The organism is Nonomuraea sp. NPDC050153, assembly GCF_044460125.1.
Taxonomy (GTDB): domain Bacteria; phylum Actinomycetota; class Actinomycetes; order Streptosporangiales; family Streptosporangiaceae; genus Nonomuraea.
This window is the reverse complement of the sequence record NZ_JBITJQ010000060.1, coordinates 1-23,231: the sequence shown is the minus strand read 5'-3', so window position 1 is coordinate 23,231 and position 23,231 is coordinate 1. Positions and strand designations below refer to the sequence as shown.

The following is a 23,231-nucleotide window of genomic DNA, read 5'->3' as shown; positions in this document are numbered from 1 at the left end:
TGCCACAACACCTCGGCCCAACTTTCGAGAAGGCCGGTTCTGCCGGGTTTCGCCAGCGCTGGACCCCGGTCAAAGTCCAACGTTACGCATGGCGTTGTCGCGCCAGCGGTCCACGGCGCGGATGTAGCGCAGCACGACGGGCGAGGCGGGGGCCCAGCGGCCGTGTTTGGCGATGACGGCGACCGGGACGCCGGCGGCGTAGGCGACGGTGGCGCCGCCGGCGCGCAGGCTATGGGCGGTGACGGTCTCCGCGGAGGGCACCCCGGCACGTATGGCGAGGTCGCGGACGATGACGTTGACCGCGTCGGCGCCGAGCGAAGGGCCGACGGTGCCGTGCCGGTTGATGCGGCGCAGCAGCCGCCCGGAGGTGTGTCCGGCCTGGTCCAGCACCTGGAGCCAGTCGCGCCAGGCGGCGACGGGGTCGGTGAGAGGGTGGCTGCCGCGGGGGATGGCGATGGTCTCGCCGGCCGAGTCCTTGTCGGTCTTGGAGGTGCGGATGGTGACTTCGAGGCCGTCGGCGACCTCGCGCACGTCCTCGCGCAGCAGGGCGACGAGCTCGCTGCGGCGGCCCATCAGCGCCAGGCCGAGCACGAGCAGCAGCCGGTCCCGCCGCCCGATCGTCGTGCCCAGGTCGCAGGCGCTGACCATGGCGCGCAGTGCGTCGATGGTGATGGGCGGGGCCTCGCGCTGGCCGCGGCCGCCGGCTTCGGCGCGCTGGCGTTTGTAGGCGCGCAGCGCCAGGCGGGCCGATTCGGTGGCGGGTCGTCCGGTGTGGCCGGCCAGGCGGTGCATGGTGCGCACCGCGGCGATGGCCTGCTCGATGCTGGCCGGGGCCTGTCCGGCCTCGCACAGCTGGGAGGTGTATTCGGCGAGGGTGTGGGCGGTGGCGGGCAGCGCGATGCGGCCGTGGTCGGCGCACCAGGTGGTGAAGGTGGCCCACTGGCGGGCGTAGGCGCGGCGGGTGTTGGCGGGCACGCCGTCGGCGATGCGGGCCTGGGTCCGGGCGCTCAACGTGTAGTCGGCGACGGTGTGTGCTCCCGTATTTTCTGGCAGCGCGAAAATCGGCGGCCGCTCCTCCGCCGCCGGGGCCGGCAGCGTCTCCCGATCGTCGTCCACGTCCGTCTCCCGCCCGCTTCCGGCGCGTCCCGGCGCCGCGACTCTGACCCGCGATAAGGAAGGTTATCACGGGTCAGAGTTGTGGACATTAACGTTCGCGAACGCACGGAACATGAGCGTTCGAACGATGCGAACGCTAATCTACGGACTGTGGCAGACGATCAGGAAATTGTGGTGGCAAGCATTCCGGCCGAGGCCGGTCAGACACGTGACAATGGGACGGACAGGCAGGAAGCGGAGCCGCGGTGCGCCGGGCCTGGCTGTACCAAGGCCTTGCCCGGGCGTAGCAGCCGCGCCAAATACTGCAGCGACGCCTGTCGGGCGGCCGCCTACCGGGCGCGCACCACCGCGCACGCCGCCCCCGTGGCCAACGCGCTGCTGCGCGCCCACGATCTCCTTGCCCCGCTACTGGCTGCGGGCGAGCAATGGCAGGTCGCTCAGGAAGCCTTGCGCGCCCAGCTCGCCGAGCTGAGCACCGGCGCGCTGGCCCAAGTGGAGGCCGCCGAACAGGCCGCCGAGGAAGCGCGCGCCGCCGCCGCCGCGGCCGAGCAACGCGCCACCACCGCCGTCAATACCGCCGCCTCCCGGATCACCGCAGCCGAACAGGCCCGCGCCCAGGCCGAGACCGCCCGCGATCGTGCCGAGGAACGCGAGCAGGACGCCTGGCGACAGGTCGGCGAGCACCAGAATGCTCGCGCCCAAGCCGAGCAGCTCGCCGCCGACGCTGCCGACCGCCAGCATCAGGTCGAGCATGACCGGGACGTCGCCCGCCAACGAACCGCCGAGCTGACCGAACTGCACGCCACAGCGACCGCCCGCATCGCCGAACTGGAACAGCAGGCCGACGACCGGCAGCACGAGCTCACCGGCCTCCGTCGCGAACGGCAGGAGCAGGAAGTTCAGACCCGGAAGGCTGAGCAGGAGCGCGACCTGGCCCGCGGCATCGTCACGGCGCACGCCGAGGAGACCGACCGGCTACGCCAGGCGCTGGCCGCCGAACAACAGCGGCGCGAACATGCCGTCACCGCGGCCGCCGTGGCCGAGCAAGCCCGCGAGGCCGCCGCCCATGCCCGAGCCGACGCCGCCGATGAGGCCGATCGGCTGCGTGGTGAGCTCGCCGACCTCATCAGCACATTGAAGATCGCACAGCGGCAGCGCGAAAAAGCCGTCACCGCCGCCGCCGTGGCTCAGGCCTTGCTGACCAAGCAGGACAGCGCTGAACAGCCTGGCGACCCTGAGTCGGCCGTCTCGTCCGGCCGCGGTGCCCAGCCAACGAACAATGGACAGGAGCCACGTGCGGCACTGTAGGTCGTTTTACTGAGCCCGAAATATTCGCGGCACGATGTAGTGGGGTTCGCCACGGCTGGCGGCCGAGATCGAGCGGCGCATGCCCGTGATGCGGCTACGTGGGTTCGACGAGACGCTGGCGCAGGCATCGCCCGATGTGCTGCGCGAGATGATCGTGCGGATGGCGCAGATGATGATGGACGCCGAGGCCGAGCAGCGCTGCGGCGCCGGCTGCGCCCCTGGCACCGGGCCCGCCGGCCTCCCTGTAGTCCGGAAGAAATTTTGGTCGGATTTCGCTGACCTGCACTGATCGGGGCAGGTTCCGTTTGTTGATCACGTCCGCTACGGTTCGTACGGTCCTGACCGGGTGACGGTGTGGAGGTGGTCGATGTCGACCCGGATGTTCTCCGAGGATCAGCTGGACCGGTTGCGGTCCTACCCCGATATTGGCCGCGAGGATCTGATCCGGTACTTCACCCTGACACCCGCCGATGTCGCCTTCATCGACCCGGGCCGCGGCCGCGGCCCGACCGATCGATTAGGGCTTGCCGTTCAACTCGCCACGTTGCCTTGGCTGGGGTTCGTACCGGACGAGGTGACCTCGGCTCCGGTGGTGGCGGTGGCGCGGCTGGCCGAGCGGCTGGGGGTGGATTCGGCCGTACTGGAGGGGTACGGCGAGCGCACGCACACCCGTTCGGATCATCTGCGGCTGGCGGTCGGCTATCTGGGGTGGAAGAGCGCCCCGGCCGGCAGCATGGCGATGAAGGAGCTGGAGCAGTTCCTGCTGGACCGCCCGATGGAGCACGACTCGCCGACGTTGCTGTTCAACCTGGCGACCGAGTATCTGATGGCGGCCAAGACGATCCGGCCGGGCGTCACCACGCTGGCCAAGATGGTGGCCGCCGCCCGGACCAGCGCCACCGCGCTGACCTGGGAGAAGGTGGCGCACCTGCTGGCCGAGCTGGTACGCGCGGATCTGGACCGGCTGCTGATGTATGACGTCGGGCTGAAGATGACCCGGCTGGCCTGGCTGATCAAGGCGGCCACCGACGCCAGCGCGACCTCGGTGAAGACCGCCATCGACAAGCTGCTCTATCTGCGCAACATGGACGCCCACACGCTGGACGTGTCGGCGCTGGCGGCCGAGCGGCGCCGCTTTTTGGCCTCGGTGGGCCGCCGCTCGACCAACCAGGCGCTGGAACGCCACGAGCCACAGCGCCGCTATCCGATCTTGCTGGCGGTGGTCACCCAATCGGCAATCGACCAGGTGGATGAGGTGGTGATGCTGTTCGACCAGGCAGTGTCCGCCCGGGAGTCGCGGGCCAAGTCCAAGACGGGCGAGGCGCTGATCGAACGGGCCAAGGCGGGCGAGGCCCGCCAGCTGCTGCTGGATATGATCTTGCCGGTCCTGGCCGATCCGGCCATCCCGGACGAGCAGATCGGCGGCCTGCTGCGCAACACGATCGGGATGAGCAAGCTGCGCGAGGTGGTCGCGGAAGGCTGGAAGAAGCTGCCGCGCGATCATGGCCGCCTGTCGGCGCTGCACGCCTCCTACACCTACCCGGGTCTTGGGACTATCCGGCCGGAATTGAACGATAAGCCTCCACCGCAGGTCAGGCAGGGGCTGCGAAGGCGGGTGATGGGTGGATGGGGGCGCCACGATGCGACACGCCTGTTCTATCTGTAGGTCATTGGCCTAGAAACGACCGGTACGATCGGGAGAAGATCACAAACTGGCGTGCGGGCCTGGCACGAGGAGACTGGTTGAGTGACGGCGTGGCGGCCGATGCTGAGGACGAGTCTGGTGAGGCGGCATCGTCGTCTCCGTTCGAGCCGGTGCGGGTGGTGCCGACTCGGCCGGATGGCTGGCCTGACTGGCTCGGTCGTAGGCCGATCAGTTCGGCCGATCGGGACAGGATCCTGAAGGATCTGAGTGCCGATCAGGAAGAGTTGGACGCTGTTAAGCGACGGGATGGCTTGCGTCTCGCACCGCTGTTCTCGTCCGTGACGATCGAAGGGTTCGGCGGACAGGGCGATCCACGGAAAGTGGTCCGGCTGCGAGCTGCCATCAACGCGGCGTGCCGGGTCGCGGCGGGCGGTCGGCGGACCAGCTATCACGCGACCGATGAGCGCATCACGATCGGGATCGCGGGGCCGGACGCGCGTGAGCGGATCGCGGTGCTGCGCCAACAGCTCGCCAAGATCGGCGGTAGCCGCGGTTGGACGATCACCGAAGATCTGAAGTGACCATCTGGGCTTCCGGGGGCCGGATCTCGATGTGGTGAAGGCGCGTCGGGTGGCTGGTGGCGTTCTGGGACGATCTGAGGCATGGCGCGTGGTGATGGTGGCGGCCGGGATGGCCGGGGCGAGCCCGAGTGGCGGCCGGTGAGCGACGTGGACATGATGACCGCGGTCGTGCTGGAGCAGTTGGGTGCCAACCGCGATCAGTTGCGGACCCTGGAGCCGGCGCGGCGCTCTCCGCATCTGCTGGACGACCACACCGTGGAGCGGATCAAGCAGGTGTTCGGGGAGCAGCGCGATGACATGTGGCTGTGGGTCGAGACCGGCCAGCGCTGGCAGGCCCAGGACCTGACCGCGGCCGAGGCCGCGAAGGTCGACCAGTACGTGACAGCGGTGGAGGCGTTCGCGGCGAGCAACACGGTCATCCTGGCGCTGGCCGATGAGCTGGCCGCGGGCACGATCGAGAAGAGGCTCGCCAGGTCGGACCTGGAGCTGGGCATGGAGGCATTGGCGGAGGCGCTGGCACGGCGGGCGAACCCGTTCCCGGACGCGACGCCGGTTCAGGTCCGCCACCCGCTCACGGCCGACGACACGGATGAGAAGTCGTGGCCGTGGCTGCCGGGACGGGTGTTGGCCATGGTCGTCCCGGGCGAGTGGGAGATCATGGTCACCGATGACCGCCTGGTCGACGGGTTGGACGCCGGCGGGAACCCGGTCTACCCGGTCTGCCGCCGCGTGGCCGAGGCGATCCGCCTGCGATAGCTCCCGTGTTCAGCCGGTTCCCAGGGGTGGATGGTGAGTTGGCCGTCGGCCAGGGGGCGGTGCCGGACTGCTGATCGTGGTGGTCGATGCCATCCGTACGGCAGGTGCATGGTCCAGGCTGTCGGGTGCTCCCCCGACAGCTGTGAGCCGGACGGAGTGCGAGCCGATCATGTGGGGTCGGCGGGGGCTATCGGTCGGTGCCGAAGAGGAAGCGGCGGCTGGCCGGGCATTTAAGGAGGATGCGGCGGGCGAGGTCGGCCAGCTTGGGGTTCCGCAGCCGCTTGGTCAGGTAGCGGGTCCAGAATCCGGTCACGGTCTGCCATGCGTGCTCGTGGGCGGGTACCGGGGTGGGGTAGGAGTCGTCGGGGACGTGTCGGCCGTCAACGGGGCAGGTGAGGACTCCGGCGGCGCGTAGCGCGCACAGGCGGTGCTGGCCGTTGGTGATCGCATCGTGGCCGTCGTCCCAGTTGATCGGGTCGATCTCGAAGCTGTTGAGCCAGCGCTCGTCTTGCCGGGTGAGCTGGTCGGTGTCGGCCGGGATGAGGGCGCTGCGCCACTCCCGTTCGGGGCCAACCACGGCGCGGCGGGCGATCTCGCCGATGAGCGGCCAGTTGGCCTGATGGTAGGGGCATGCGGCGAAGTCCTGTGCGCTCAGCTGGGTGAAGAGTTCGGCGTGCGCGGCCTGGGAGGCGCCGTCGCTGTCCTTGTCGCGGGGGTAGCCGCGGGCCAGGCGTGCGCCGGTGGGCGCGTGCGCGCATTTGAACAGGCCGTGGGGCCAGGGCAGGCTCGACAACGGCACCAGCCGTACCCCGTTGACGCCGTGCAGCAGACGGCGCCGCTCGGCCGGGTCGGTTTGCCGCTGGGGGTAGAGGGCCGCTTCGTCGGCGGGCAGGCGCACGTCCTGGCGCAGCCGCTCGCGCTGCAGGTGAGCGGCCTGCTCCTCGGCCGGGGTGAAGGGCCGGCCAGCGGGCACCTTGGGGTCGAAGGTCGGGCCGTCGCCGTCGGAATCGAAGCTGCCCTCGAAGGCGGCCCGTTCCGGGTTGACGTAGGCCAGCACCCGTACGGGGGAGTCGGCGCCCAGCAGCAGGATGTCCAGGGCGCTGCGCAGCCTGACCAGCAGGAGCCGCTGGCCGCGCCAGGCGGGATGGGTGGTGAGGCGGCCGGCGTGCTCGGGGTCGAGGACCTCGATCCATTGCACGCGGGCGAAGCCTTCGTCCGAGCTGCGGTCGGCGGCCGGGTGGCGGGCCGCGATGGCCTCGAGATAGTCGCCGGGTCGCAGCGCGTGGGCGGGCATGGTCATCGTGGTGGCCATGCGTGGTGGGCGGCCGTCCCGGCGGTCGGGCGGTTCCGTGGCGGGGGCGGCTGGCAGTTGCCGGACGGCGGTGACGATGTGCGCTCGTGTGAAGAACGGGGCGGGCAGGGACGGCCACCACGGGGCGGCCTGCTCGTGGTGTTCACGGTCGGCGTCGATCTGGGTCAGGACCTGGTGATCGCCGCAGTGCAGCAGGAGCGGGCCGGGCACGCCGTAGCAGAAGACGGCCACCGGCCCGCGTCCGTTGAAGCCCCGGGTCCGGATCACGCCGTCGGCGGGAAGGACCTCGATGTGCTCGGCCCGGGCGTAGAACGCCGACCTCTCGACACGGACGGCGCTGTACTGGTCAAAGATGATCCTGAGATAGTCACCGGGCACCAGGGCGTGCGCGTCCATGCGGTGACGAGGGATTCGAGCAGGCATCCAAGGCGCTCCGGGTGGTCGGCTGGGCGTCCCGGGGAGGAATAGTCCCGGGGCCCGCGTTCGCAGGGGTTGGTTCCTCCGGCCGGTGCCCGTGATGGCGGGCTATCGGGGGCGGCGGCGGGCGGCGGGGTCGCGGCCGGCAACATGGGCGGCGACGGCGTCGACGCCGGGCTTGGCATAGCGTTCGAGGGAGCGTACGGAGGCGTGCCGGGAGCGGGCCAGCAAGGTCGGGGTGTTGGTGCCGTCTTCCGCCTCATGCGTCAGGGAGGAATGACGCAATTGGTGCAAGGTCCACCCGCCGCGTCTCTCGAGCTCGGCCGGGTCGGTGACGCCGGGGTGGGCAAGCGGCCGGGTCAGCGTCTCGAACAGTTCGGCGGCGCGCCGGTAGGACAGCCGGGCCCGCCCGGTGACCGGGCAGACGTCGCCGTTTGGTGTGCGTGCGGGCGCGCGCCGGTCGGTGAGGAACACCGGGCCGCGGGTCCGACCCTTGAGCAGGCGGGGCAGCAGCTGGGCGGTGCCGGACTGCCAGTGCACCCAGTCGATGGCACCTCCCTTGGAGGTGACGCGGCCGCGCTTGTCGGCCAGCAGCAGGTCCTCGACATCGAGGCAGAGGATTTCTTCTGCTCGCGCGCACGTCTCGTACAGCGCTTTCCACAGCGTCCGTTCCCGCAGCGGCACCCTCAACGCGAACAGGGCGGCGATCTGCTCGCGCGACAGCGCCCGGGTCCGATCCGGCGGCGCAGGCCGGCGCTCGATACCGATGATCGGATTGCTTGCCAGCCAGCCGCGCCCGCGCCACCAGGCGATGGCGGCCTTCATCACCGACAGCTCGCGGTTGACGGTGTCGGCGTCGACCAGCCGGGCCCGCTGCGCGAACGCCTCGGCGAGCACGTCGGCGGCGGCCGTCGTGCCGTTCGTCTCGCCGAGCGCGGTGAACGCAACGGCGGGCGGGGTGGCGCCGCGGCGGTCGCGGCCGAGTGGCGGCTGCTGCCCGGTGGCCAGCCACGCCCAGGACAGCAGGGAGATGCGGTAGATGCGCTTGGAGGAGGCACCGATCCCGGCTGAGCGGAGGTATGCCTCCACGGCGTCGGCGTACGTGCCCGGCCGATCGGCGTGCAGCGGAAGGACGGCGGCGGTGCCCCAAGGCGCGGGCATGGGCTCACTCATGATCACGCCTGCGGGAGGGCGTCATCGGCGTTGGGTCGTCCATGACGATCACCTTCTGTCTGCCGCAGTAAATGCGTACACCTCAATCATGATCGCCAGCATGGGTGATCCTGCTCAGGATGGCACGGCGCGGGCGGCTGCCCCAGTAAATCCGGCATTTACCGCGGCAGGGTTCCCGGCTGTCGTTCGGCGGCGGCAGCGAGTTGATCCGCCAGGTTCTTGAGCGCTTGGCGGAGTTCGTCGGGGCTGTGGATGGTGAAGGGCCACTGGAGTGAGGCGAGCAGGTGTGCCATGCCGTCAAGGCGTTCCGCCTGTGCCTGCATCAGCACGCCGACGGGTTGGGCGGTGAGTGTGACAGCCGTGTGGGGCAGCCTTCGGGCGATCTCGTCGAGAGGGCCGTGGATCGTCACCTCGACCTGCCAGCGGTATCGCCCCTGGGCGAGGGTCGCAGTGAGGTGGGCGACCGGGTCGAAGCCATCAGGGGTGGTGAAGGCCTGCGGGCGGGGGGTGATGGAGGCGATGCGGTCGATGCGGAAGGTCCGCAGGTCCTCGCGGAGGTGGTCGTGGCCGACGAGGTACCAGCGGCCGGTGTGGAAGACCACGCCATAGGGGTCGATGTCGCGCTCGGTCTGATCCTGCCGCCAGGACAGGTAGGTGATGCCGACGGTCCTCTTGGCATACGAGGCCTGGGCCAGGGCCAGCAGGACACCGCTCCCGGGTGCCTGCGCGCTCACAGCGTTGGCGGTGAAGTGCAGAATCTCCCGCATGGCGGCGAGCGGTTCTCGCAGGGCCTGCGGAAGCACTCTCTCGATCTTGGCCCGGGCGCCCGCGCCGGCCAGCACCGTCGTACCCATCCCGAGCCGTTCGGCCGCAAGGAGTCCGAGGACGACGGCGAGGGCCTCGTCATTGGTGAGCACCAGGGGCGGCATCCGGTAGCCACGGGCCAGCCGGTAGCCGCCGTGGCGGCCGCGCGCGGCCTCCACGGGGATGCCCAGGTCGCGCAGGTGGGCGACGTACCGGCGGACCGTACGGACATCGGTGTCCAGCCGGTCGGCCAGTTCGCTCCCGGTGAGCCCGGCGTTCGACTGGAGCAGTTCCAGCAGGGTCAGCACACGGGTCAGGGGATGTGACACGGATCACTCGACATTTCAGGGCTGATTCTGTCCTGTATCCATTCTACGCTCCCCGCAGTACTCACTTCAGGGAGATCACATGACCGCCTTCGTACTCGTTCCCGGCGCCTGGCTCGGCGCGTGGGCCTGGCAAGACACCGCCGACGCGCTGCGAGAGCACGGCCACACGGCGCTGGCGGTGACACTGACCGGCCTGGCCGAGCGCGTGGAGGAGGGCGGGCCCCAGACGGACCTGGACACGCACATCGCGGATATCACCGACTTCGTCGAGAAGAACGATCTGCGCGACGTCACCCTGGTCGCCCACAGCTATGCGGCCGCCCCCGTCACCGGGGCCGCCGGGCGACTCGGCGACCGGCTGGAGCGCGTGGTCTACGTGGACAGCGCCCCGTTCGCCGCGGGTATGCGCATGCTCGACCTCATGCCGCCGGAGGCAGCGGACCAGCTGAGCCAGCAGGTCGCGGCCCACGGCGACGGCTGCCGGCTGCCGATGCCGCCGTTCGAGATCCTGGGCCTGTCCAACAGCCTCGACGGCCTCGATGAGGACCGGCGGGATGTGCTGAGCGCACGTGCCACTCCTCACCCCTTCTGCACCTACACCCAGCGGCTGGCCGGTCCGGTCGAGCCCGGTCCCGGTGTGGACCGTGTCCTGGTCGCCTGCCGCAACTTCCAGGGCCTGCTGGACAGCGGGGTGCCGATGCTGGCCTTCCTCAACCACGCGCCGTGGCGGCGCTTCGACCTGTCCACCGGGCACTGGCCAATGCTGTCGGCGCCCGCCGAGCTCGCCGACATCCTTCACACGGCCGTCTCCTGACCGAGACTGATGCACAAAGCCCATGCCCGACCTCGAGAGCGTCCGCGGGCTGCGTGCCCGCGCGCAGGCCCTGGCCGGCGGAGTGCGGGAAGCCTCCGCCGCAGCGGTCGTCGGCCGGGTTTTCGCCATCCAGGCGCAGGACGCCATGGCCGCCGACCTGGGCATCCGAGTGCGCGGGCGCGACATCACGGGCGCAGGCATCCGCGCGGCGTACGAGGAGGAGCGGAGCATCGTGCGCGGCTGGTTCATGCGGGGCACCCTGCACACCATCCCCAGCACGGATGCCCGCTGGGTGCTGCGGTTGCTCGCTCCCCGCATCCTCGCCGCAACCAGCCGCCGCTACCACCAGCTCGGCCTGGAGGAGGGGCTGCGCCAGCGATGCGACCGTCTCATCCGGCGTGTCCTGGCCACGCACGGACCGCTCACCCGGCCCGAGCTGACGGAGCACCTGGCTGCTGTCGGTGTTCAGCCGGACGGGCAGGCGCCCTTCCACCTGATCCGCCACGCGGCACTCACCGGAGTCCTCTGCCACGGCCCTCGGCGCGGCGACAATGCCACCTATGTCCTGCTCGACGACTGGCTGCCGGCCGGCGCCGGGGACTCGCCGCGGGAGGAGGACACGGCCGTCGCCGAGCTCGCCCGCCGCTACGTTCGCGCCCATGCGCCCGTAGGGGTGGACGACTTCGCCACCTGGTCGGGTCTGCCGGCCACCCTGGCCCGCAGGGCCTGGACGACGCTGGCGCAAACCGGCTCGATCACCGAGTACGGCGCGCTGAGCGTGCCGACCGAGCGCATGGAGGAACTTCGGGAAAGCCCCGGCACCCTTGATGTGCGGATGCTGCCTGCCTACGACAACTACCTCGTCGGCTCCCGCAGCCGAGAGTTGTCCGTTCCCGCCGCTCACCAAGGCCGGGTCTGGCCGGGCGGCGGTGTCATCCGTCCCACAGTTGTCGCCGATGGCCTGGCCATCGGAACGTGGGCCCGCCGCGATGCCGGCCGTGTTGTCCAGGTGGACGCGTTCGAACCCCTGTCGATGCAGATCCAGGCCCTGGTCGACGCGGAAGCCTCAACGGTCACCAATTTCTGCGGCCACCCGCCTGAACGGGCAGGGGCCTGCCGATAGGTGCAGCTACGGAGCCGGCCAGGGCATTGCAGCCGTGCCCGGCCACCGTCCGGACGGCGTCTTCTTCTCAGGTGAGTCGACAGCCCGGACGGAAACGGCTGACCATCGCAAGAGCGTCCTGACGCTTGCGAGTATCGCGCGAGCCAACCAGACGATCAAGGAGCGATCGGTGCCTGCCAATTTCCTGCCCGAGAACCAGCGCAAGCGCTACGGCCGGTTCACCGAGATACCGACGAGGGGGATCTGTCTCCTCGTCATTGCTCCAGATCGTCGTCAGCATAGGCGGGGTCACGCAGGTCACGCAACCGGCCGAGAAGTTCCGGCCGGTTGAACGGGTACGTCCCATGGAAGTTGATGTGTTCCCACTGCAGCGGCGACAAGGCAGCCCGGATCTCCGGGCCGATCTTCATGCCGCCGGCGGCGAGTTTCTTCACCGCGGCGTCGATATACAGCGAATTCCAGAAAATGATCGCGTTCAAACCGAGGCCAAGCGCGCCGAGCTGGTCCTCCATCCCGCGTTCATAACCCCTGCGCAGCTGGCCGTGGTGGGCGAAGAACACCGCCCGCGCCAGTCCGTTGCGGCCCTCCCCGACATTCAGCTGGGCGCCCATCATCCTGCGATAGTCCTCCAGGTGGGCGACGTGCAGCAGATGCATCGACTTGAAAATCCGGCCGTAGTGGGCGAACGCGTGCCCGAGGCCGGTGGTGCGGCCGTCGGCCGTCATCATTTTGATCAGATCGTAGGCGCGGACCTTGTTGGTGACCAACGATCCGGCGACCTGCAGCATCTGCGGCCAGTGCTGCTTGATCAAAGCGATGTTGACCCGGCGCAGGTTCAGCTCGGTCAACCTCCCATACCCGGCGGCCGCCGGCGTGGTGCGCTTGTCGGCCAGACCGACGTCGGCGGGGTCGATCCACCACTGCTGAGCATCACCGATATCGGCGATCCGAGGCGCGAACTGGTAGCCACAGATCGCGAACAAACCGAACACAATATCGGAATTTATATGGACACTGTCAAGTGGACTCCGGGCTCAGGAGGTCTTTGAACCTCGGCCATCGCGAATCGCCGGGGTGATTCAGTGAGCCTCGCCATGGAGGACCTTGATGACCTGAGCGCGGGTCTGCTGGAGGCCAACACCCAAGGCAGCAGCCGTTCCCTCCTCGTTTAGGAGGCCGAGCAGGAAGTGCTCGGTGCCGACATATCGGTGCCTGAGCCCTGCGGCCTCACGGCGTGCCAACTCCACGACGTGATCGAGGTCGACGCCTGTCTCATGGGCGTGAATGTTCCTGAGATCGCATCCGAGGCTTCTGAGCGTTGTGATGGCCACGCCCTCGTCCAGGCGGGTCAAGCTCATCAGAAGGTGATCGGCGGTGACGCGGTCGTGACCCAGGTTCCGGGCCTGCTGTTCGGCCAGGTCGAGCGCCCGCCGAGCACGAGCCGTAAGGAGATTTTCCAGGGGCCGGTCAAGGGTCGTCTTCCTTAGCATGGCGCCTCCGTCCGCGAGCGATTGGTATCAGTATGCGCAGCGGGAAGGCGACATGGTCACGCTTCTGGCGGTGGGGCAGGGTCCTCGCCGAAACCCGTGATCAAGCGGCCAGGGCTCTCAAGGACATCGCCTACTCAGGATGTGGATTCGGCGGGATCGTCTTCGTGGGGCTGATCGGGGCTCAGTGGTGCCAAAACGCCGTGACAGGCGGGGACATCAGCATGACTGGCGGTTTCGTCAAGATCGGCTAGCAGGGCCGTCAGCCGCCGGGCCACGGCGGTGTGTCGTTCGACTTCACGGGCCCAGCCGCGCTCATCGGCGTCCTGGATCAGTTGCTGTTCGACCTCCAGCCGGGCCTGCAAACGTGGGACGTAGTCGGGAGTGGTGACGAACTTGGCGCAGGTCAGGTAGAGGTCGCACTCGCAGGGGCCTTCGCTGGGCAGACGCAGGCAGTGACCGAGTTCGAGTTCGGTCTTGAGGAAGTTGCTCTTCAACCAGTCGACCGCCTCCGCCGGAAGGGTTCCGGACTTCAGTTCGTCGGCGGCGGGGCCGGCGATGACGGCGCCCGGTTCGAGCACGGACTTGTAGTCGCGCAGTACTTCGCGGTCGCTGACTTGGGCGTAGACCAGGGCCATGGAGACCGAGGAGTGCCCGAGGACCTTCATGATGGTGTGCAGCTTGGCACCGCGTTCGGCGAGCTGTGTTCCGACCGTGTGCCGGAAGCGGTGGGCTGAGATGGTGCCGCGTTCCTTGCCGTGCCAGCCGCCCGGGCCGACCAGGCCCACCGCTTTGCTGATCTTCTGCAGGGGCTCCTCGAACAGGTAGCTGCTGGAGGTGAGCTTTCCGTAGCGGACGAACAGATAACGGATTTGCTCACCGGTCCGCTCATCGACCAACGGCCGGTCCTGTCCCTGCTTTCGCAGGTCGATGACCATCTGCAGGGCGTCGGCGGCGTCCTGGTGGATGGGGACGGTCCGCTCCTTGTAGGTCTTGCGGGCCGGCAGCCGAAGTCGTGGTGTGCCATCGGGGTAGCGGTCGAGGCAGTCAAGCGGGAGCCGTCGGATCTCATCACGGCGTGCCCCCGACCAGCGCAGCGCCAGCAGTGCGGCGCGCTGGAGCGGGCAGGTGAGCTCGTCGATGACGGGCATCAGCTGGTCCAGTTCGTGGTCGGGGATGAAGCGCGGCACGCGCTGGGGCGCCTTGGGGGCGTCACCGGCGGTGATGAGCGCGTAGCCGGGGACGTCGTCGTATTGCCAGGCCGCAGTCTCCCGGAACAGCTGGGACAGGCCGGAGATGCGCTGCTTGCGGGAGATCACGCCCAGCGGTTTGCCCGTCGCAGACGACGGAGTCTCCGCGAGGTAGGAGATCCACTCCAGGCAGTGGTCGCGGGTCACCTGGGTCCAGGAGGTGATGCCAGGGTGGTGTTGGGTGAGCCAATCGCCGAAGTTGCGCACCGCCAGCTCCAACTGCGCGGTTGTCGATGGCGCGTCGGTAAGCCGCCGCGCAGCCAGCCACTTCTCGACGACTACTTGCATGCGCGGGGGCAGCGCGAGCGCCGGTTTGCGCTCAGGCATCTTCTTGCGAGGGCGGGTGGGGACCTGGCCGCGGTGGTAGAGCACGACGTGAAGTTGGTGGAGGTGCGTGACCCACATCTTCTGGGCGTTGTCGCGGTATTGCTGCGCCGAGGGATAGAAGAAGCGCAGGTCATCGCGTTCGCTGAACAGGCGGACGGCCTCCAGCGCCTCGTTGATGTGCTCCTCGCTGACCCCGTCGGCGTGCAACACGCCGGTCCGGAGACTGATGCGGGCGAGTGTCCAGGTCATCGCCTGCCGTGCCGATGCGCGATGGAAGCCGAGCGCGACGGCCTCCTCGACCAGGATGTCGACACCCATGTCGATGCCCAGCCCAACGGCCGTGTCCATGACGCGCAATTGGCTGGCTGCCAGCGTGAAGGGATAGTCGAGCGTGGTCTGGCTGAGCAGCGCCAGGTAGATCAAATACGAGCGGGCGCGAAACGACAGTGGATGAGTCGGCTGATGGTGCGGCTCGCCCGGCAGCCGTCCGACGCGCTCCACCAAGGGCGCGTCGAACCAGTCGGCCAGCACCGGCCACCGCTCCTTGAAGGCGTGGTAGTGGCGCAGTTTCGCGCTCAGATACTGCGGGTGCAGGCCCTGGTTGTGGAGATGCTCGACGTACTGCTCCTCGGGACAGTGCTGCGGTTGAGGACGTTCGACCGGCGGCGCGGTCGCGGTGAGGGCGGCGGCCGAGACATGGCGAGCGGTCATCGCGGCCCGTCCTCCTCTGCCGCTCGGCCGCCCAGCGCGCGGTTGTAGTCGGAGACCACCTCCGGGTCGGAGACCCGGGTATAGACCCGCAGCGACTCCGGAGAGGCGTGACCAAGCCGTTTTTGCAGGGTCAGCTCCCGCATCCCGCCCTCCCACATGCGGGTGGCGTGCGTGTGTCGGCAGGCGTGCGGAGTCACCCACGGTTCCCGGATTTTCGCCCTGGCGGCAGCCCGGGAGAACATTCGCACCAGCCCGTCGTAGCTGAGCGCCTCCAGCCGCCGCTTGCCACCCCCACCGATCAAGAACACCAGCGGGCTGTCGGCGTCGCCCGGGCGCTCGCGCATCACGTAGGCGCTCAGCGTGGCCAGGGTTTCGGGCTCGTGCAGGTCGACCACGCGCTCGAAGCGCGATTTGGAGCGGGCACCCTTGGGATGGTCGCTGCGGTGGCGGACGATTACGCGCCGACGTCCGTAGGCGATGTCTTCAAGATGCAGGCTCAGGACCTCGCCGGGACGCAGGCCACCTTGCAGCATGAGTAGAACGATGGCCTGATCGCGCAGCCGCTTGAGCTGCCTCAGTAGCGCCTGGATCTGGACCTCATCCAGCGGCCGTGGGATTCGCTGGACGGTCTTGACGCGGACGCTACGGCGGATCGGCTTCTGCCTGCTGGCGCGGCCCATGAACGGGCGGTGCCGTTCCGAGACCCGCTGCAGTGCCGGGTCGGGCCGCTTCTCGATGGGGTTCGCACGGCCGTACTGGCCCGCCATGATGACGTACTCGTAGAAGGAGGAAACCGCGGCCAGGATGCGGTTCACGGTGGCCGGGGCCAGCTTGGTGCCCGGACCCTCGGCGTCGACCGTAGCGACGGTCAGCGACATCCGCTGCCGAGGCCTGCGCGAAGGCACCAATCGTAAATACTCCAGCAACGCCAGTGCCTGCGGCGCGGCGAACTCCTGCCAGGCCAGCCCTTCGCGAGTGAAGAAGCACCACAGGTGGCGAAGATCGTGCGCGTAGGCAACGAGCGTGTTGGGTGAGTAGTCGCGGGCCGCAAGCGACCGCAGGAATCCTGAGACGATCTCAACCGGTTCGCCCGCCTCATCGAGCAGTTCGACCCGCGTACCGCTCTCCAAGCGCTGCTTTCGGACCCGCACCGACACCTCCGCAAGCCGGGTCCCACTCGGCTGACGAACTGGTCAGGTCATGTGTCCAGTGGAGCCTGTGGGACGAGAGGTGTCCATGTAACAACATACGACGCCGTATCCGTCGTCAGGACCTCCGGCTGCTCCTTGGCGTCCAGCCGGTGCAAAGCGTCCAGGATGAACAGCGAATCCCGCATCGTCCCCGGCACCAGCAACCCGCCCAGGCCCATCACCCGATCAGAGACGACCGCCAGCCACGTCGCGCCCTTGGACCGTTTGGACTGGCCGAAGTAGTGCGGGTTCGGCCGCCCGTACAAGGAGCGGACCGGGACCACGAACCGCAGCCCGTCGGCCGAGGCGACCAGCCCGCCGCCCCAGTCCTCGCGGGCGATGTCGATGTCGGCCTGCTTGTCGATCAGCTTCCCCGACGCCAAGCCCATCCCGTCGTGGTGGAAGTAGCCCTTCTCCGCGCTGATCAGCCGGTGGATACCCAGCACAGGGTCACCGGGCTTGGCCACCGGCCCCAAGCCGAGGTTGCAGGAGCGCGCCACCATCAGCGCGGCCAGGCTGATGTCCAGATCCGCACGCCGCGACGTCGAACCGGAGATGTGCTCGAAGGCGTCGAACATGCCGGTGTGGCCGTGGACCTCCAGCAGCAGTTCGGGATAGTCGATGCGCGGCAGCATGTTCATCACCGCGTCATGGACCGTCTGGTAGGCCTCCGGTAGCTGGGCGGCCTCCAGCGGGGCCAGGTTCAGCCGGCCGTCCTTGATCGTAATCGCGGGGTTGGCGTCCAGGCTGTCGGCCAGCTCGCGATAGATCCCGCCCAGGTCGCCGGACAGTTTCCGGAGATGCTCGTCCGGGTCGGCGGGAAGGCCGAGCGCGGTCAGGATGCTCGGCGCGTGCACGCTCCACAGGGCGTCCGGGATCAGTTTCGCCCGCGGGTCGCCGGACTTGTCCGCGCCGACGGCGTACACATCCTTGCAGCGCAGAGCCGACCACAGCGCCTCCAGGACGCAGAAGGTGTAAGCGTGCCGGTCGATCAGCCGGTCGCCGAGCTCGGGATTGTCATACACCAGCCGCCGCCACGACCCCGCCACCAGATCCTTGTGCGCCTCGATGTGCTGCACCCCGGCGTGCTTGCCGTACGCCAGCACGCGAGGCAGACCCCGCAACGCCGCGATCACGCCGGCACCGGCGTCGGTACCGCCCCAGGGGATCGTGTCGGCCAGCAGCTCGACGAACCCGCGCACCGAGGCGAAGCGGTTCGTCAGCTCCGCCCGCCACGCCAGATCCTCATCCTCACCCGCCGGAGGCACCAACTCCTTGATCACCGCGAGCGCCGCCTCCAACTGCTCGATCGGCACCACCGACGCGATCCGCGCGATCACCTCCGACGCGGTCGTCTCCCGCACCAGCGACCCCGCCTCGAGGCTCTCCCCAGCCCGGTCATCGGGCCGCGCAGGCTGTTCCTGTCGGGTCATCGGGGTGTCCAGCGCCACCCGCAGCGCCGACTCGGCCTGCAGCGCGGCCTTGCGCAACCTGGGCAGCGACTTCAGCTTCGCGTTCTTCTCATCCCGGCTCGCCCTCGCCAATAGCTTCGTGGACATCAGCAGATCGAACAGCAGCAGCGCGTCATCGACCGACACGCCCTCCAGATGCCGCATCGTCGCCAGCAACGTCGCGACCCGCCGGTTCCCCTTCAACTGCCCGATCTTCGGCGCCTTCGCCGACATCCCGTAGGCGGCCAGCTCCGTCAGCTTCACCGGAGCGACCCCGCCCACGTCGACGGCGCCCGCACCGAACGCCCACACCGCCACCGACCGGTTCAACGCCTCCTTCATCCCCGCCCCGGACACCAGCGCCACCGCTGTGCGCATCCACTCCAACGGCGACACCTTCTTGCCCGTCGGCACGACCAGGGTCTCCAGCAGTTCCCGCCGCATCTCCACCGGAGTCTGCTCCACCAGATGCTCGTTGACCGCAGCCAGCTGCTCCGCCCGCACGTTCGTGACCAGCGGCGCCAGCGTCGTGATCCCCGGCAGCAACACCCGGTTCTCGATCAGCCACACCACCGCCCAGTCGAACAGCTCCCGCCGCGAATCCCGCGTCTGCGCCGCCCGAGACGCCACGAACACCCGTAGCTCCGCTTCCGCCTCCGCGAACTCCCGCAACCCCAACAGCTCGCGGATCTCGCGCGCGTGCTCATGCTGGGTCGGCAGCCGCTCCGCGTAGTGCTTGATGCACGAAGGGTCCGCCACCCCGAGCTGCTCGGCGACGTAGTCGACCGCCACATGCGGGACATCGCCAGTCGGGTCGGCCAGGAACGTGCCGAGCATCCGTGCCGTCCCCCACTGCAGACCCCAGCCGAGCCGGTTGTGCGGGCCGCGCTTCTTCGCCACCTCCGTCAATGCGTCCGCGTCCAGGTAGAAGAACCGCTCCAGATCCTCCGGCGACGGATCCGTCAGGAACTGCCGATAGCGGGCCCTCTGCTCCTCGGACAAGTACTGAAACGACATAAACCGCGACGGTATGAGATCAATGACCCTCTACCAGCCGGTACACCCAAACCGAGATCAACTCGTCCGCGACGCCTCGTCCCGCAAGCCCCTGACCTGCGGCGGAGGCTTATCGTTCAATTCCGGCCGGATAGTCCCAAGACCCGCTACCTGCGCCAGTTCACCCCGCAGGTGCTGGCCGCGATCGACTTCCAGGGCGGCACCGGCACTGCGGATCTGATGGAGGCGGTGGCCCTCTTGAAGCGGCTGAACCAGAGCGGCGGCCGCAAAGTGCCCGAGGACGCGCCGACCTCGTTCGTGCCCGCCCGCTACGCCGAGTACCTGGCCAAGGCGCGAAAAGACGGCGACGAGACCGCCTACCGCCACTACTGGGAGCTGTGCGTGGTGCTGGCGCTGCGCGACGGGCTGCGCTCGGGGGACGTCTTCGTGCCCGGCTCGCGCCGCTACGCCGACCCGGCCACCTACCTGTACACGCCCGAGCAGTGGGCGGCGCGGCAGGCCGACTTCTGCAAGCTGGTCCGTAAGCCCGCTGATGCGGGCGAGGCGATCGAGCAGGGCAAGGAGGAACTGCACGCCGCGCTGGCCCAGCTGGAGCAGACGCTGGCCCAGGCGCTGCCGGACGACACCGGCGCGGTGCGGCTGGACGAGGACGACAAGCTGGTCATCCCGCCGCTGTCGGCCGAAGATGTGCCGGGCGAGGTCAAGGAGCTGAAGGCGGAGCTGACCGGGATGCTGCCGTTCGCGCCGATCGCCTCGCTGCTGATCGAGCTGGACGTGCGCACCGGGTTCCTGGACTGCTTCACTCATGCCGGCGGGCGCAAGCAGGCCCGCTCGGCCGATCTGAAGCGCAACGTCCTCAGCGTCTTGATCGCTAACGCCACGAACCTGGGGTTGGCCAGGATGTCGGAGGCCTGCGGCATCCCGTACGACGTGCTGCGCTGGACGCAGGAGTGGTACGTGCGAGAGGAGACGCTGCGCGAGGCCAACACCTGCCTGGTCAACCACCACCATGCCCTGGCCTTGTCGAAGGTGTTCGGCGGCGGCACCATGTCGAGCTCGGACGGGCAAGTTATGGCGAATATGAGGTAACCATCGCTGGGCGTGGAGTGCCTGGATCGTGGGGGTCGAGCGCGAGATGCACGAGATCTCGACACCTTCCTCTCTGAAACTGCATTGACGTCTGGTTGGCTGTGGGCATGATCAACAGCGACTCTTTGTCTCGGCCTGATCCGATCGCTTATCTCGACCAGGTGGCCGCGAGCGAGGCGGGACGGGGCTATAAGGAGCAGGTGCTGGAACTGCTCGATCTCCAGCGCGGCCAGACCGTGCTCGATCTCGGTTGCGGGCCGGGGACAGATCTGGCGGCGATGGCAGCCGCTGTCGCGCCGGTCGGCCGGGTTATCGGGGTCGATCGTGATCCGGCGATGATCGCGGAAGCTCGTGGCCGCCTCGCGGGACAGCCCTTGATCGAGGTTCGCTCTGGCGATGTCCATGCGCTGCCGCTGGAGGAGAGCGTTGTCGATCGAGCTCGTACTGACCGCGTGCTCCAGCATGTCGCTGATCCGGCGCAGGTGCTGGCGGAGTTTCGCCGGGTGGCTCGGCCCGGCGGGCGGATCGTCATGGCCGAACCCGATTGGGAGGGGCTGCTGATCGACTCTCCTCAGCCAGCCATGGGCAGAGGATTGAGCCGCTTCTTGGTGACGGAGATAGTCCGTAACGCGACCATCGGCCGCAGCCTCGCCCGGCTGTGCGTGGAGGCGGGCCTCGTTGTGCGGACTGTGGCGACCGTGGCGCCGGTATTCCGCGACTTCGCCACGGCCGATCAGGTGTTCGGGCTGCGTCGCAATGTGGCCAGGGCCATCGCTGCCGGCTATCTCGAGCCTGAGGCCGAAAGGTGGATCGAGGGCCTTGGCTCTCAGCCGTTCCTGGCTTCGACCCTGTTGTTCTTGGTGGCGGCTGAGGTTCCAGGGTGATGGAGGGCTTGTTCGACTGCTCATGCTGAATCTCCAGGCAGGCTGTCTCGCAAAGTGGTGAGCGGGATGAACGCCGGCTGAGTGCCGAGGTCCTTGGGGGTCGGCCCGGCTGGCGTGGGGACATCCGCCAGGCGTTCGGCGAGCGCGGCAACCGCGTCTCGATCTCCTTCCAGCGCCTGACGCTCCTCCTCGGTGAGCTCGAGCTGTTCGAGCATCTGATCGATGCCGTCCCTGACCGCCAACAGCTGACCTCGGTGACTGTCTTTGGGCAGGTAGAACGGGCAGCGAGCACAGGCCAGGCGGTGTGGACACTTGGCGAAGAAGTCGTAGCTGCAGTAGCCGTCGCCGAGGTCGTAGTACTTCCACGGCTGGTTGCCCTCGGCGGCGGCGCCGGTCAGGATGCTTTCCCGGTCGATGAGCACCTGGATGGTGCGGACGTTGCGGGCGAAGTAGTCGGCGCGCCGGTAGGCGGCCGATAGGGTGCGCTGGAGGATCGCCGCGTAGTGGCGAGTGCTCGCAGCGTGCTTGTGACCGAGCCATTGCTGCAGGTCAACCTGCGATAGTGGTTCGCGCGCGTTGAGCAGTTGGGTGGCGATGGTGGCTCGTGCCCGGTGGCTGGTCAGCGCGCCGCGTGAGTCCGTTTCGGGGATCCCCGCCTTGGCGCAGAGCAGCGGGATGAGCCGGTCGTTGAGGTAGCTCCTGCCGACGAGCAGGCCGCGAACGCAGAACAAGTGTTGACGCTTGCGTCCGGTCTTGCGGTCGGTGATGTCGGGTTGCGGCAAGCGCACGGCCTGCCAGGCCTCGATGAGCTCGCCAACGATCGGGTCGACGGGTTTGGAGAACGGTCCGGAGGTCTTGTTCTGCGGGACTTTCAGCAGGCAGATGCGGAAGGACTCGCCGGTGCGGTCGTCGCTGCCTTGGTCCCAGGTGATGCAGTCGAGCTCCAGGCGCTGGATCTCGTTGATCCGGCAGCCGGCGAACAGCCAGACGCCGACGAGAGCACGCACCATCTCGAGGGGGTAGTAGCCGCCGTGGTAGGTGGAGGAGCGCCGCGCGGGGTCGCCGGGAGGACGAAGGTCTTCGGCGGTGAGGGTCAATCCGGCGGCCATCAGCTTGGCCCAGGCGGCGTCGTCGATGATCCGCGGATTGGGGTTGAGGCCGGCGCGGATGGACAGCGGCAGGCTGAAGACCTGACGGGGGTCGAATCTGGGGGTGATCCACTCCCAGTCGATGAGCTCGCAGAAGTAGCTGCGGATGTTGTCGATGCGCTGAGCCTTGCCGGTCGCGGTCAGCTCTTCGCCGTGGCGGACCCGGTTGTGGTTGTGCCCCGCCCATTGGCCGACCTGGGCGTGCAGGGTGTCGGCGACGTACTCGGCAGCGATGTCGCGTGTCCAGTCCTGCGGGCTGACGGCTTCGGGGTGCTTGTCGGCGGCCCAGCGGCCGGCGGTGAGCACGTGGACGAAGCGCGACTCGATGGTTTTCGGCTCGTGGGTGGCCAGCTTGCGCCAGCGCAGTACCCAGTCTCGCCACTCGGCAGGGACGGAGGCCAAGGTCTCTGGTCGTGGCCCCTTCAGGTGCGAGTTCGCCTTCAGTGGCCGCGCGATCAGGCCGTGGTGGGCCAGCGCCCGGGAGATGGGGAACATGGCTCGGCGCCGGGAGACATGTGCGGAGTTGTCTTGGACCAGTTGCTCCAGCAGCTCCACGGTGACGTCCTTCAGGTCCGGGCTGCCGCTGCTGAGCAGCACGTCCAGGAGCGCGTTGCGGAGGACGTCACGTTGGTATGCCAGCGAGATGCCCCATTGGGTCAAGGTCGTGGTGACCTCCCGCACTGCCGGTTCGACGGTGCTGGGGCCGAAGACGAGGTCGGCCAGTGTGCCCAGCCGGGTGAGACCGATCCGCTGGTGCAGCCGTCGGTGTCCACCGAGCAGATAGCCCAGCGCAGCCAACGGGAACCGGTAGTTGCCGGAGCGCTCCTGATTGATCAACTCCGTCCAGGCTTCTTCTTCCCAGCTCCAGCAGGGACTCTGAAGCTGGTGGGTGTATTCCAGGATCAGGTTGCGGGCGCGCCTGGCCGTCTTCTCGGGCCAGCCGGTGGAGACGGTTGTGATGGGCTCGATGAGACGCCTCAGGTCACTCGCCTCAGCGAAGTGCCTGCCGGGCTGCGGGCGCGACATGCAGTGGGCCAGCGCGGCGCGTTCACCGGTCGTCAGGGCCGTGGCAGGCTCGAGCTGGCGTGCCTGGGCTGCGCTGATGGGCATCATGACGGTCCCACCAGCCCGGCCAGCAGGCGCTCTCGCTCGGCTTGGATCGATGCGGTTGCACGACGGAGCTTGCTGGCCAACTCCCGGCCACTAAGAGCCTGCTGACAAAGGGTTTGGTCGGTACGGCCGAGTTGGGGCGATCTCGGCGGTTCTCCCGGTGTGTCACACCTGCGGACAGGAGCGGGC

General features: G+C 68.6%; 19 protein-coding genes. 9 read left to right on the top strand and 10 right to left on the bottom strand.

The window, feature by feature from the left end; translation table 11 throughout:
* Positions 1 to 69: 69 nt before the first annotated feature.
* A complete protein-coding gene (locus ACIBQ1_RS59865) occupies positions 70 to 1,116 on the bottom strand; it encodes a site-specific integrase (RefSeq protein ID WP_397292335.1) in 1,047 nt (348 codons plus the stop codon).
* Positions 1,117 to 1,266: 150 nt separating this feature from the next.
* On the opposite strand from ACIBQ1_RS59865, the gene ACIBQ1_RS59860 reads away from it, so the two are divergent.
* The 5 genes from ACIBQ1_RS59860 (at position 1,267) to ACIBQ1_RS59840 (ending at position 5,406) form a co-directional block, all read left to right on the top strand.
* Positions 1,267 to 2,424, top strand: coding sequence for a hypothetical protein (locus ACIBQ1_RS59860; RefSeq protein ID WP_397292333.1), 1,158 nt, complete (start codon positions 1,267 to 1,269; stop codon positions 2,422 to 2,424).
* A gap of 79 nt (positions 2,425 to 2,503) precedes the next feature.
* Entirely contained in the window at positions 2,504 to 2,713 is a 210-nt protein-coding gene (locus tag ACIBQ1_RS59855) for a hypothetical protein (RefSeq protein ID WP_397292332.1), read from the top strand.
* A 78-nt stretch (positions 2,714 to 2,791) separates the two neighbouring features.
* Positions 2,792 to 4,090 (top strand): DUF4158 domain-containing protein, encoded by a 1,299-nt coding sequence (locus ACIBQ1_RS59850; protein WP_397292330.1) that lies wholly within the window; start codon positions 2,792 to 2,794, stop codon positions 4,088 to 4,090.
* A 77-nt stretch (positions 4,091 to 4,167) separates the two neighbouring features.
* Positions 4,168 to 4,650 (top strand): hypothetical protein, encoded by a 483-nt coding sequence (locus ACIBQ1_RS59845; RefSeq protein WP_397292329.1) that lies wholly within the window; start codon positions 4,168 to 4,170, stop codon positions 4,648 to 4,650.
* An 81-nt stretch (positions 4,651 to 4,731) separates the two neighbouring features.
* A complete protein-coding gene (locus tag ACIBQ1_RS59840; RefSeq protein WP_397292327.1) occupies positions 4,732 to 5,406 on the top strand; it encodes a hypothetical protein in 675 nt (224 codons plus the stop codon).
* A gap of 187 nt (positions 5,407 to 5,593) precedes the next feature.
* Here ACIBQ1_RS59840 and ACIBQ1_RS59835 read toward each other — a convergent pair whose 3' ends face one another.
* The 3 genes from ACIBQ1_RS59835 to ACIBQ1_RS59825 form a co-directional block, all read right to left on the bottom strand.
* On the bottom strand, positions 5,594 to 7,114 hold the full coding sequence (locus ACIBQ1_RS59835) for a hypothetical protein (RefSeq protein ID WP_397292325.1): 1,521 nt from the start codon (positions 7,112 to 7,114) through the stop codon (positions 5,594 to 5,596).
* Positions 7,115 to 7,243: 129 nt separating this feature from the next.
* On the bottom strand, positions 7,244 to 8,308 hold the full coding sequence (locus ACIBQ1_RS59830) for a tyrosine-type recombinase/integrase (protein WP_397292324.1): 1,065 nt from the start codon (positions 8,306 to 8,308) through the stop codon (positions 7,244 to 7,246).
* A gap of 158 nt (positions 8,309 to 8,466) precedes the next feature.
* The gene (locus tag ACIBQ1_RS59825; RefSeq protein ID WP_397292322.1) at positions 8,467 to 9,441 is read right to left on the bottom strand and encodes a helix-turn-helix transcriptional regulator; all 975 of its coding nucleotides are present in this window, start codon (positions 9,439 to 9,441) and stop codon (positions 8,467 to 8,469) included.
* A gap of 79 nt (positions 9,442 to 9,520) precedes the next feature.
* Between ACIBQ1_RS59825 and ACIBQ1_RS59820 the strand changes: the two genes are divergently transcribed.
* Positions 9,521 to 10,255, top strand: a complete 735-nt coding sequence (locus ACIBQ1_RS59820; RefSeq protein WP_397292320.1) for an alpha/beta fold hydrolase — start codon at positions 9,521 to 9,523, stop codon at positions 10,253 to 10,255.
* A gap of 22 nt (positions 10,256 to 10,277) precedes the next feature.
* Complete coding sequence (locus ACIBQ1_RS59815) at positions 10,278 to 11,378, top strand: winged helix DNA-binding domain-containing protein (RefSeq protein ID WP_397292318.1); 1,101 nt, start codon at positions 10,278 to 10,280, stop codon at positions 11,376 to 11,378.
* Between the two features lie 254 nt (positions 11,379 to 11,632).
* Here ACIBQ1_RS59815 and ACIBQ1_RS59810 read toward each other — a convergent pair whose 3' ends face one another.
* The 5 genes from ACIBQ1_RS59810 to ACIBQ1_RS59790 form a co-directional block, all read right to left on the bottom strand.
* The gene (locus ACIBQ1_RS59810; protein ID WP_397292317.1) at positions 11,633 to 12,370 is read right to left on the bottom strand and encodes a Tn3 family transposase; all 738 of its coding nucleotides are present in this window, start codon (positions 12,368 to 12,370) and stop codon (positions 11,633 to 11,635) included.
* 87 nt (positions 12,371 to 12,457) lie between these two features.
* The gene (locus ACIBQ1_RS59805) at positions 12,458 to 12,868 is read right to left on the bottom strand and encodes a Clp protease N-terminal domain-containing protein (RefSeq protein ID WP_397292316.1); all 411 of its coding nucleotides are present in this window, start codon (positions 12,866 to 12,868) and stop codon (positions 12,458 to 12,460) included.
* Positions 12,869 to 13,002: 134 nt separating this feature from the next.
* A complete protein-coding gene (locus ACIBQ1_RS59800; protein WP_397292315.1) occupies positions 13,003 to 15,153 on the bottom strand; it encodes a tyrosine-type recombinase/integrase in 2,151 nt (716 codons plus the stop codon).
* Positions 15,150 to 16,304, bottom strand: a complete 1,155-nt coding sequence (locus ACIBQ1_RS59795) for a tyrosine-type recombinase/integrase (protein WP_397292314.1) — start codon at positions 16,302 to 16,304, stop codon at positions 15,150 to 15,152. Before ACIBQ1_RS59795 ends, ACIBQ1_RS59800 begins: the two co-directional genes overlap by 4 nt.
* Before the next feature lie 47 nt (positions 16,305 to 16,351).
* On the bottom strand, positions 16,352 to 18,811 hold the full coding sequence (locus ACIBQ1_RS59790; protein WP_397292313.1) for a DUF4158 domain-containing protein: 2,460 nt from the start codon (positions 18,809 to 18,811) through the stop codon (positions 16,352 to 16,354).
* A gap of 171 nt (positions 18,812 to 18,982) precedes the next feature.
* Between ACIBQ1_RS59790 and ACIBQ1_RS59785 the strand changes: the two genes are divergently transcribed.
* Both ACIBQ1_RS59785 and ACIBQ1_RS59780 read left to right on the top strand, forming a co-directional pair.
* Positions 18,983 to 19,900, top strand: coding sequence for a Tn3 family transposase (locus ACIBQ1_RS59785; protein WP_397292312.1), 918 nt, complete (start codon positions 18,983 to 18,985; stop codon positions 19,898 to 19,900).
* Positions 19,901 to 20,007: 107 nt separating this feature from the next.
* Entirely contained in the window at positions 20,008 to 20,784 is a 777-nt protein-coding gene (locus ACIBQ1_RS59780; RefSeq protein ID WP_397292311.1) for a methyltransferase domain-containing protein, read from the top strand.
* Positions 20,785 to 20,804: 20 nt separating this feature from the next.
* On the opposite strand, the gene ACIBQ1_RS59775 is transcribed toward ACIBQ1_RS59780, so the two are convergent.
* Positions 20,805 to 23,045, bottom strand: a complete 2,241-nt coding sequence (locus ACIBQ1_RS59775; RefSeq protein ID WP_397292309.1) for a tyrosine-type recombinase/integrase — start codon at positions 23,043 to 23,045, stop codon at positions 20,805 to 20,807.
* Positions 23,046 to 23,231 lie beyond the last annotated feature (186 nt).